Source organism: Rosenbergiella sp. YN46 (assembly GCF_036620675.1).
Lineage (GTDB): Bacteria > Pseudomonadota > Gammaproteobacteria > Enterobacterales > Enterobacteriaceae > Jejubacter.
The window spans coordinates 1-1,138 of the sequence record NZ_JAZHEE010000083.1; the positions used below are offsets into that span (position 1 = coordinate 1).

A 1,138-nucleotide genomic window follows, 5' to 3' on the forward strand; every position below is an offset into this window, starting at 1 on the left:
ATTGCATCTTCATCAGAACCTAATCTGTGAAATAAAACTCCCTTGTTAAAATGAGCGGCGGAATATTTTGGGTCTGCCTCAATTGCCTTATCGTAATTTTCTACTGCATCTTGGGTATTTCCAAGCTCAGCTTGGGCAATTGCCATATTGCTAAGGGCTGGGGCATCTTTTGGGTTAATTTTTAGAATGGCATCAAAACAGGTAATTGCATCACTATACTTTCTTATTTTATTCAAGGCAAGTCCCTTGTTGTGTAAGGCCTCTAGATTTTTTGGTTCTTGCTTGTGAGCTTGGCTGAACAATGGAATAGCTGCTTTGGGCTGATTTTTTTTCATCCTTGACATTGCTTGGTAGATTAAATCCTCTGGTTTTTCTTTTGAACCGAAAAATATCATTTTAACATCATCAATCTAACTAAGAGACTTGAATTTCTTGATAGCCTCTTTAGCAAGATTTTCCAAATCAATGTTATCAGCTTTGGTCGGGTCAGCGGTGGCAAGAGCATCATTATGTTCCTCCTCAGAGTTTGAGAATTTCATTTTTATATCTGCCATCTGTGATTCCTCTAAACTATTCCAGTCCTAAATATTTTCAGAAAATCTAGCCGAGGCAGATATCATTTTTTTGACATCTACTCCAGAATGGGCATTTGAGATAGCTCCGAGCTTTCCTGGCAAAAAGAAGATTCCATCATTTGCAATCATGTCAAAGTGATATTTCTGATGTAGCTTAGAATCACATTTTGCAGCTTGGGCCGAATTTGTAATTTCAGAAATACCGCCTTTTACAAAATGGGTCATAAAGAGGGACCCAATTCCAGTTGTTATGACTCTGCCATCAAATATTTTGGTAAGGTTTTTTCGAGCCATATCTCCAAGCTTGTTAATTTTGGGGTACAGCGAACCTCGATTCTTTTTCAAATGATTCAAAGTAGAAAATCCAGCCGTCATTGTTCCGGGATTTGCAGAAAAGGTACCCCCTCCAACATAGGACCTTTAGGATTTTTTCTGTTTGCTGGTATTTGCTATTTCCATGATTTCCTTTTTCCCAACCATCACTCCAATTGGCATTCCGCCCCCAACAATTTTTCCAAGTGTCACAATATCTGGATCAAGCTTCATTGTTGGATAGAGACAAC

At 38.5% G+C, this 1,138-nt stretch carries 3 protein-coding genes; all 3 read right to left on the reverse strand.

What is annotated here, in order from left to right:
• On the reverse strand, positions 1-395 hold a 395-nt coding region (locus tag V3W49_RS22565; RefSeq protein WP_500148182.1), incomplete at its 3' end, for a tetratricopeptide repeat protein.
• Between the two features lie 15 nt (positions 396-410).
• On the reverse strand, positions 411-554 hold the full coding sequence (locus V3W49_RS22570) for a hypothetical protein (RefSeq protein WP_500148183.1): 144 nt from the start codon (positions 552-554) through the stop codon (positions 411-413).
• 27 nt (positions 555-581) lie between these two features.
• Complete coding sequence (locus V3W49_RS22575) at positions 582-950, reverse strand: hypothetical protein (RefSeq protein ID WP_500148184.1); 369 nt, start codon at positions 948-950, stop codon at positions 582-584.
• Positions 951-1,138 lie beyond the last annotated feature (188 nt).

What these genes read in the sequence shown, in the direction of transcription:
- V3W49_RS22570 (WP_500148183.1), bottom strand. Translation starts at nt 554, where the DNA reads ATGGCAGATATAAAAATGAAATTCTCAAACTCTGAGGAGGAACATAAT.
- V3W49_RS22575 (WP_500148184.1), bottom strand. Translation starts at nt 950, where the DNA reads ATGACGGCTGGATTTTCTACTTTGAATCATTTGAAAAAGAATCGAGGT.